General features: G+C 54.9%; 6 protein-coding genes. 1 reads left to right on the top strand and 5 read right to left on the bottom strand.

Translation table 11 applies throughout. The features are described 5' to 3' along the window. The 4 genes from CTZ24_RS20610 to CTZ24_RS20595 all read right to left on the bottom strand — a co-directional run. The coding region (locus tag CTZ24_RS20610; protein ID WP_437180283.1) for a T6SS effector phospholipase Tle3 domain-containing protein at positions 1 to 430 on the bottom strand (430 nt) is incomplete at its 3' end. Next, the gene (locus tag CTZ24_RS20605; protein ID WP_208726105.1) at positions 427 to 2,946 is read right to left on the bottom strand and encodes a type VI secretion system Vgr family protein; all 2,520 of its coding nucleotides are present in this window, start codon (positions 2,944 to 2,946) and stop codon (positions 427 to 429) included. The genes CTZ24_RS20610 and CTZ24_RS20605, both read right to left, overlap by 4 nt. 125 nt (positions 2,947 to 3,071) lie before the next feature. Then, positions 3,072 to 3,764 (bottom strand): aspartate/glutamate racemase family protein, encoded by a 693-nt coding sequence (locus tag CTZ24_RS20600; RefSeq protein ID WP_208726103.1) that lies wholly within the window; start codon positions 3,762 to 3,764, stop codon positions 3,072 to 3,074. Continuing rightward, the gene (locus CTZ24_RS20595; protein WP_208726101.1) at positions 3,761 to 5,812 is read right to left on the bottom strand and encodes an FUSC family protein; all 2,052 of its coding nucleotides are present in this window, start codon (positions 5,810 to 5,812) and stop codon (positions 3,761 to 3,763) included. The genes CTZ24_RS20600 and CTZ24_RS20595 overlap by 4 nt, the downstream gene beginning before the upstream one ends. Positions 5,813 to 6,075: 263 nt before the next feature. On the opposite strand from CTZ24_RS20595, the gene CTZ24_RS20590 reads away from it, so the two are divergent. Next, a complete protein-coding gene (locus CTZ24_RS20590; RefSeq protein WP_208726565.1) occupies positions 6,076 to 7,023 on the top strand; it encodes a sulfonate ABC transporter substrate-binding protein in 948 nt (315 codons plus the stop codon). Between the two features lie 110 nt (positions 7,024 to 7,133). Here the strand turns inward: CTZ24_RS20590 and CTZ24_RS20585 are convergent, their stop codons facing one another. Continuing rightward, positions 7,134 to 8,345 (bottom strand): acyl-CoA dehydrogenase family protein, encoded by a 1,212-nt coding sequence (locus CTZ24_RS20585; RefSeq protein ID WP_208726099.1) that lies wholly within the window; start codon positions 8,343 to 8,345, stop codon positions 7,134 to 7,136.

Genomic DNA, 8,345 nt, shown 5'->3' with positions numbered 1-8,345 from the left:
ATGGCAGCACCGATTCCAGCCCGAGCTTTTTGACTTCATCCCGGTAACGCTGCTGGTCGTTGTCATACGTCTCGCGGTCCACCGGGCGATATCCCCAGTAAAACGGGATCACCGGCGAGCGTCCACTGTGGATCACGCGCCGTGCAGCACCGTTCAGGTCGGTTAAGCCACTTATCTCCGCCCATTGATGAGGATGCATATCGGTGCGCGCCAGCCGGGTATTCAGCCCGGCGACAATCCCCTGCTCCTGCGTCTCGTAGGCTTCGCCAATATCATTGACGCCATGCACCAGAATAACGATGCAGGGTAATGGGCTGCGCACCGCAAATTCCTGGGTGAGCATTGCCCCTGCGGTATCACGGGGCACACCAATAAAAGTCCCGAGAACCGGGTTGTTGAACACATCGTCCGACTGCTTTTCCTTGTTCATCGTTTTGCCTCCCTGATTAACGTTATTTCAAGCTGTTCCGTCTCGGTCAAATCCAGTAGCGGCGAATGACCGTTCGCATCGGTGGCCCCCTCAACCACGCTGCCATCAGAGGTAGTGACCTGAAAGGCCTGATTAAGCAGTGGATGCTTGCGGTCGCCCTCTCGAAACAGACGAACCCGACGCGCCAGCGGATTATCCGCAAATACCGGATCCACAATCTTCGCCATCTCACCTTGTTGGTAACTGAGCGTCGGTGATTTCTGTTCAATGTATTTCGGCGAAAAAATTTCCACGCCCCCGCCCGGATGGATGCGAATCCCGCCGCCACCGCAGTGAAGAAATAACCCCTTCTTCGCGCTGATTTGCACTTCGCCGTTCACGCTGGTCAGTTGCATATCCTGATCTGCCAGCGCGGTTAGCTTGCCCCGCTGCGCCTGCAAGCTAATGTGGCCGGACGCGGCAATCAGTTTGATCCCCACACGGCGCACAAATGCGGAGATCCCCTGACCAGCCGCCAGTGATAAGGTTTTAAAAATATTCACGCTGCCGTTATTGCTGGCGGTAATGACGGCATCCTGCCCGGCGGAAAGTTGCAGGCTCTCCGGCGTGGCCTGCACCAACCCCGCATCGGCCCAGGCAACAATGCCCGGTTTGTTTAACCCGGTCAGCGACTGGTTATGTTGGGGCGCGGTATCCACTGCATCAGCCCCGGCCTGGCCCGCACTCCCTTGTAGGCTATAAGCCAGGCTCAGCGCCTGCTCCAGATGGCGGATGGTTGCGGCCATCTCAAGCTGGCTGCCATTAACATTCGGCTGAGCAGCAGTGGTCAGGAGAATCCCCTCCCCTGCTCTGACGGATGCATGGTGCTGAGTACGGAGTTCAGCACCCGCACCGCGAGCTTGACGCTTGCTGTCTACCAGATGGCCGATATTGAGCTGCGTTTTACCAAATTCGCTTGCCAGCTTGATATGCTCACGCCCTTTCTCATCCTCCATCCGCAATTTGTTTTTTCCAAAGGTACGGATGACGTTGCGTGTGCTATTGAGATCATTGACCAGGTCTGGATTGATAACATCATGCAGGACATGCGCAATGTAGGGACGCTCCGGATCACCACCTTCAAAGGCAATCGCGACTTCGGTGTTATCCAGTAGCGGGAAATGCACGCCAAAACGGTCCCCCGCGTAGATTCGCGCCAGACGCACCGGCATACTCTCCTGCCCCTTCACCCATTCATCCAGGTCGAAGCTGAATTTAACCCGGTAGCGCCCCTGGCGATCGGGGCGCGCCAGAGTGTCATTAAGATGAAGGCCGGAGATTCGCGCCGGTACCGTGCCCGCAATAACGGGACGTGCGATCCGTTCGGGTCGCCACGCCACGCGTGCGCTGAAGGGAATGCCGCTTAACTCAGCCAGGAAAGGCGTATTACGACCTCCACGACAGTTCAGGCTCACCACCAGCATGCCATCTGCAAAAGAGCTGGGATGTTCCCCGATAATTCCCACCACCCTACCGGGTAACAGCGCGGGATCATCAACCTGTGCGGCGAGCCGGATGCGCTGACATAAATGGCGCTCATGACGAATACGGGCGAAAAACCAGGCCGTTTCGGCTTCGCCACCCTGCATACTTGCCCAGCGATCGCCTTCGCCGTGATGAATATCGCCGTAATGGTAATCACGGCCGCGAGTGAAAGGCGCTTCATTCCCCATATCCGCAAAGGATTCCAGGGCGGTGAGGCGTTGGATGCGGTAGTCATAGTCGCGGGTGTGAACCGCCGCAGGCACCACCGACGCAGAGCTGGTCATATTGCGGATGGTCAGGTGCTGCCCCGACATACCAGCCTGGGGTAACGCGATGATTTTATGACCAAAAATGTACCGTGACGGCATATCGCCAAAAACCATGACCGTTAAATGGCTGGTCGTTTCATGTGGCTCAAAGCGAAACCAAATCCCCACTTCAGACAACAGACGCAGAATGAAATGCAAGTCGGTTTCCCCCCACTGGACAATCATTTCACGCTCGGGGTAAGTCCAGCACAGGCCATCCATATCGATTTCATAGCCATGCATACCGTGCGACTTGAGCACACGGCAAACCAGTTCAGGCACGGCGAGATTCTGAAAAATGGCAAAACGACGGGTATGAGCGAGCAAAGAGAGGGGATGTTCAAGCGTGATTTCGTATAGCGCTTCATCGCGGCTGGCAGCGACACGCGCCATACCGGTTATCACACCATTGATTTCGCGTTGTTCTTGCCACTGAGTCTCGGGGGGATTGCCATCTGTGGGAGCGCGGATCCTGAACGAGGCCTTTTTCATCACCAGACTATCAGGCGGGATATCACGATCTTCAGAGCAAAAACGGATCGCATAACGCCACGGTTGGCTGAGTGCCTCCTCCCCCGTAAACGATTCAACATCGGCATAAACATCTTTATTTTCAAAGCATAACAGGTAACGATTGCGCGAACTCTTCCGATTATCCTCACGGAAATTTGTGTTAGTTAACATGCTTTCTCTCCCTGAAAGTCAGTTCACAACATTTAATTTCGGGAGAGAATAGTCAACACAGGTGATTTAGTGAACAAATACCTGTCAGTTTTGCGGCATAACACCAATTTTGGCGGGCGGCTTTGCTACGATAACGCGGCCTTCACCGCATCCTGGGCATGAATCAGCGTGGTATCGAACAGCGGCACGCTGGCATCCTCCGGCTTCACCAGCAAGGTGATCTCCGTGCAGCCGAGAATAATGGCTTCCGCCCCGTCAGCCACCAGCTGCGCAATAATCTCGCGATACCGCGCGCGTGACTCATCACGAATGATCCCCAGACACAGCTCCTGATAAATGATGTCATGCACCACCTTGCGCTGCGCGGCGGCGGGCACCCGCACCTCAATACCGTACTCCTGTTGCAGGCGTCCTTTGTAGAACGCCTGTTCCATAGTAAAGGCCGTCGCCAGCAATCCGACGCGTTTCACGCCTGACTGACGGATACGCTCCGCCGTAGCATCAGCAATATGCAGCAGCGGAATATTTACCGCCGCCGTAATTTGCCCGGCAACCTTATGCATGGTGTTGGTACAGAGCACGATGAAATCCGCTCCACCCCGCTCAAGGCTGACTGCCGCTGCCGCCAGAATCTCTCCGGCTTTTTGCCACTCACCGGCAACCTGTAATTGCTCGATTTCGTGAAAATCAACGCTGTACATCAGGCTGCGTGCCGAGTGCAATCCACCCAACTGCTGCTTTACCTGTTCATTGATGATGCGATAATAGAGCGCCGTCGATTCCCAGCTCATTCCGCCAATCAGGCCGATCAGTTTCATTCTGTGTCCTTTATCCTTTCCGGCCAGCGTGCCGTCGGAAACAACGATAACCGAATATTGAACAAATGGAACAGTGGAGCAAATAACGCACGTTCCTGCATGGCACCCGCTTCCAGGCCGAGTAATAAATGATTCAGCTCCATCAGCAAGGCTGGCTGCGGCTGCGTCTGCAATGATTTCAGGCGCAGCTTAAGGAACTGGCTTAACTCATGGAACATTGCGCCACTATCGATGTGATGCGTCGCCAGTAGCGCCTGATGCCGTACGTAAAAGTCATAGCAATTGGCTCCCAGCCAGGCTTCAGCAATCAGGTTGCCACCGGACACCAGATCCGGCACCGGATCAACCCGCTTACGTGGCAGGATCACGTTGACCTTATCCAGCGTACGCGCCACGAACTGCTGTCGCATCGACATCGTCACGCCATCCAGCCGCATCGTGGTGATAAATTGCAGCAGCTCACGAATGCCCTTACGTACCGCGCGCTTCGCCGTCCAGGAGGGACGTTTATTACGGATTAAGGCGGTGATCACCACGCCAATCACAATCCCTACCATCGTCGACAGCACCGCATTCACTATAAGCAGTAAGTCAGGTTTGAAGTGGTGACTCATCCCGATAAAACCCGGTATTTGGGTCGCCACAATCAGGCCAATCAGGTTGGTGGAGGGATTGGCAATCACCAGCCCCAACGCCAGTAATCCTGGAGCCAGACAGATCACCAAGGCTTCAAACGTCACCGCCTGTGGAATGAGAAAGACGATATACATCAGGCTGATCGCCACCGCGATGATCACCCCCTTAAGGAACAGCTTCATCGGAGCAATCGGGCTATCCATGCCGGCAAAGAATGAGCAAAGTACCGCCGCCATCATCGGCGCAGTCGAACCATCGACCCAGCCGCTGCCAATCCAAAACAGGCAGGTGGCGAAGGTGGCGGTAAAGGCGGTGAAAGAGGAGAGTAACAATAAGCCTTTGTCGATATGGCGGTGGCTGCGCACCACGGTTTTCCCCGGTTTCACCGTTGGTGTCCACTCACTGACACGCTCACTGACGCTGTGGTAGGCATTGGCAATACGGACAAAATTCAGCAAACGCTCCAGCAATCCCAGCAGCAAAATGCTTTCTTCGCTGTTAAGCCGGCCCTCCTCCCACGCCAGTTTGAGTTGTTCCTGCGCCGCCAGCAAATGGTCATGCACCGGTTGGTCTTCTGCACCGTTCAGCCAGACGAGAAATTGCTGAAACGCCTGCGCCACATACTCGGGGAAAAGAATTTGCTGCTGTGCCAGCAAGTTAAGCCGTGACTCAATCGCCGTTAGTGTCGGGATCAGATATGAAAGATGTTGATACTGCACGCTTACCAGACGCACCAGACGGCGCGCCGCATCGCCTTCATAAACACAGTGAGTAATCAGCGTCTCCACATTGAGGGGATAGTTAGCCATCTGAATCAGGATGCCTTCCCGCTCAAGCGCCTTATCATTAGGTGTCGATGTCACCAGTTCGCTGCATAGCTTGCGCGCATTTTGATACCACTGGCTGACACTCTGCTCCAGCAGATGGCGCATTGATACCGGCATGATCAGACGATGCACCAGGCTACTGCACACAATTGCGACGGTGATTTCCTCGATACGTGAAATCACGGTGTAGGTGATCGATGCCGGTGAAGTGACATCGGGAAATCCCATAATGGCGGCGCTGTAGCCCGCCAGCATAAAGACATAACTTTTTGGCGTCCGGTCATGCAGCGAGAGATAGAGACACACCGCCACCCACAGCGAGATGCACAGGCTGAACAGCATCGGTTCCTGTACCGTCATTGGATAGATCAACAGCGTGAATAACCCGCCCAGCACCGTTCCCATAAAGCGGAAGATGGATTTGGACACCGTCGAAGCAGAATAGAGCTGCGAGGCGACATACACGGTGGTCAACGACCAGGCCGGTTTATCGAGATTGAGTTCCAGAGCAATGTAAAAAGCCAGAAAGGCGGCAAGACAAGTTTTGGCAGAAAACAGCACTGCACTTTGAGAAAGCCACTTCATAAAGCAAAAAAGACCTTGAGCAGGCACGGATAAGCGTATCCTGGCAGAAGCCTGGGAGGAAGGCATTTTGATTTGTTATACAAATTATTACCGTGCTAATTATATGGGCATCTATGGAAATTTCAGCCGCCATTTTCACCCGACAACTGATTACAGTGAATGGCGCAAAATTCGAAATAAAGTTATAAGCGATCGAAAATCGTTATTTATTGGTTATATATGCGCTTTGCTATGGTGGTAAAAAAAACCACGCGAGAACAATGATGAAACGTAAAACGCATTTATTAAGCACGCTGGCGTTAAGCCTTGGTCTGCTTTCCGCGCACAGCTTTGCTGCCAACCCGGAAACCGTCAACATCGGTTATCAGAAAGCCAATATCTTTGCGTTGCTGAAATATCGCGGCACGCTGGATGAAACCCTGAAAAAGGAAGGCATTAACGTTCGCTGGATTGAGTTTCCTGCCGGGCCGCAAATGCTGGAAGGTCTGAATGTCGGTAGCATCGATCTGGCGGCGACCGGGGACGCCCCTCCCGCTTTTGCTCAGGCGGCAAAGGCCGATCTGATCTATCTCGCCCACTCCCCTGCTAACCCGAAAACCGAAGCCATCGTGGTGCCGCAAGATTCCCCGATTCACAACGTTGCCGATCTCAAAGGAAAGCGAGTAGGTCTGAATAAGGGTTCGGACGTCAATTATCTGCTGGTTAAAGCGCTGGAAGATGCCGGGCTGAACTATAAAGACATCACTCCGGTGTACCTGCCACCGGCTGATGCTCGCGCAGCCTTCCAAAAGGGTGCCATTGACGCCTGGGTTATCTGGGACCCGTTCCTCGCCGAAGTTGAAGCACACACCGGCGCACGCCAGGTACGCAATGCCGAAGGTTTAGTGCCGCATTACACCTTCTACCTTGCCAGCCGTCGTTTTGCTGAGGAACATCCGCAAACCGCAAAACAGGTAGTGGATGAGTTAAGTAAACTGAGTGACTGGGCTAACCACCATCAGGACGATGCCGCCGCCATTCTGTCAAAATCGACCGGACTGGATAAGGCCATCTGGCAAACCACGCTGGCGCGTCTGCCGTATGGTGCACAACGCATGACGCCGCAGGTGTTTGATGAACAGCAGGCGCTGGCGGATACCTTTACGCGCGTTGGGTTGTTGCCGGTGAAGGTGGATGTACGCAGCGCCACCTGGTCGCTGGATAAGCAATAAAGATCTACATCGTAGCGGCACGATTTATCGCGCATTTTGTCAGCCAAAAGGTCAAAAGAGCGCGGTAAATCGTGCCGCTACGGGCAAAAGGGGCGCTTCACGCCCCCCATTCATTCTCCCCTGCCGATCTGCCAGATGGCGGTTGGCGATGTACCATTTACCTGCCAGTCACCGATATCACGCGCTTTGTAGATCACCGGATTATGTGATGCCACGGTGCGTGCATTACGCCAGTGGCGATCCAATGCTTTGCTTAAGCGAGTATCAGAAGCGCCTAACGCATTAAACAACTCAGTCGCGGCACGCGGCACCAGTTCGCTGGCGATCACCTGCGCCTGCCCGGCTTCCGCTTCTGCCAGGTCATTCACCTGTTTGAGATAAACCTCGTCACCGCTGATATGGGCCTCATATGCTGATTGCAGTGAATGTGCGGCACGGATCACCGTCGCCTCCACGGCAAAGGCGAGGCTGGTCACTTCACCCACCACCTGCAACACCTGCACATCCTGGCGTGAGGCACTGCCGTTGCTGTGACTGTAGATACGCTGGCGTGCCTTCACCCCCTGTGCCGCATCACGCGCGGCAGCTCGCGCAATCCCGGCCAGCGTCGCCAGCAGCACATGCTGGTAGAACGCGGTCTGGTAACGGAAACGCTCGGCAAAATCGAACACATGCTCCTGCTCAACGTGGGCATTAGCGAAACGGGTGGTGCCGCTACCGGTCAGACGCTGGCCGAAGCCATCCCAGTCATCTTCAAGGCTGACGCCGGGTTGATGCGTGTTGACCAGCGCTATCACATCCCCCTGATTGTCATTGCGCCGCGCATAGACATCAATCCAGTCGGCAAACAGGGTGCCGGTGCTATAAAATTTCTCGCCGTTCAGCGTCCAGCCCTTTTCACCTGGCGTGACGCGGGTGATGACATCCCCCAGTTTCACCGTACCAATCTCAGTCCAACCACTCCCCACCAGCTCACCATCAATAAAACGCCGGAACCAGCCATCGCGCGCCGGACTGTCCGGCTGATTGAGACGATCTTCGACGAAAGCAAAATGCGCGCGCAGCGCCTGCGGCAGATTCGAATCGGCTTCAGCCAGTTCAGTCAACAATTGGAACAGCTGCGGCAGCGAAGCGCCCCAACCGCCTTTTTCCTGCGGAATCCGCACCGTGCCAAAGCCCGCTTCTTTCAGCCAGGTCAGCGGTTCATCCGGCAACGTACGATGACGCTCACGGTCGGCTGCACCTGTGGCGATGCGTTCAAACACCGGGCGGAAATGTGCGGCCAGCCGCGCATAGTCAGTACCTGTAGCTAATAAGGTCAT

The organism is Pantoea phytobeneficialis, from assembly GCF_009728735.1.
Taxonomy (GTDB): domain Bacteria; phylum Pseudomonadota; class Gammaproteobacteria; order Enterobacterales; family Enterobacteriaceae; genus Pantoea; species Pantoea phytobeneficialis.
Note: the sequence above shows the minus strand (reverse complement) of the source record. Positions and strands in the feature narration are given on the sequence as shown.

What these genes read in the sequence shown, in the direction of transcription:
- CTZ24_RS20605 (WP_208726105.1), bottom strand. Translation starts at nt 2,946, where the DNA reads ATGTTAACTAACACAAATTTCCGTGAGGATAATCGGAAGAGTTCGCGC.
- CTZ24_RS20600 (WP_208726103.1), bottom strand. Translation starts at nt 3,764, where the DNA reads ATGAAACTGATCGGCCTGATTGGCGGAATGAGCTGGGAATCGACGGCG.
- CTZ24_RS20590 (WP_208726565.1), top strand. Translation starts at nt 6,076, where the DNA reads ATGAAACGTAAAACGCATTTATTAAGCACGCTGGCGTTAAGCCTTGGT.
- CTZ24_RS20585 (WP_208726099.1), bottom strand. Translation starts at nt 8,345, where the DNA reads ATGACCTTATTAGCTACAGGTACTGACTATGCGCGGCTGGCCGCACAT.
- CTZ24_RS20595 (WP_208726101.1), bottom strand. Translation starts at nt 5,812, where the DNA reads ATGAAGTGGCTTTCTCAAAGTGCAGTGCTGTTTTCTGCCAAAACTTGT.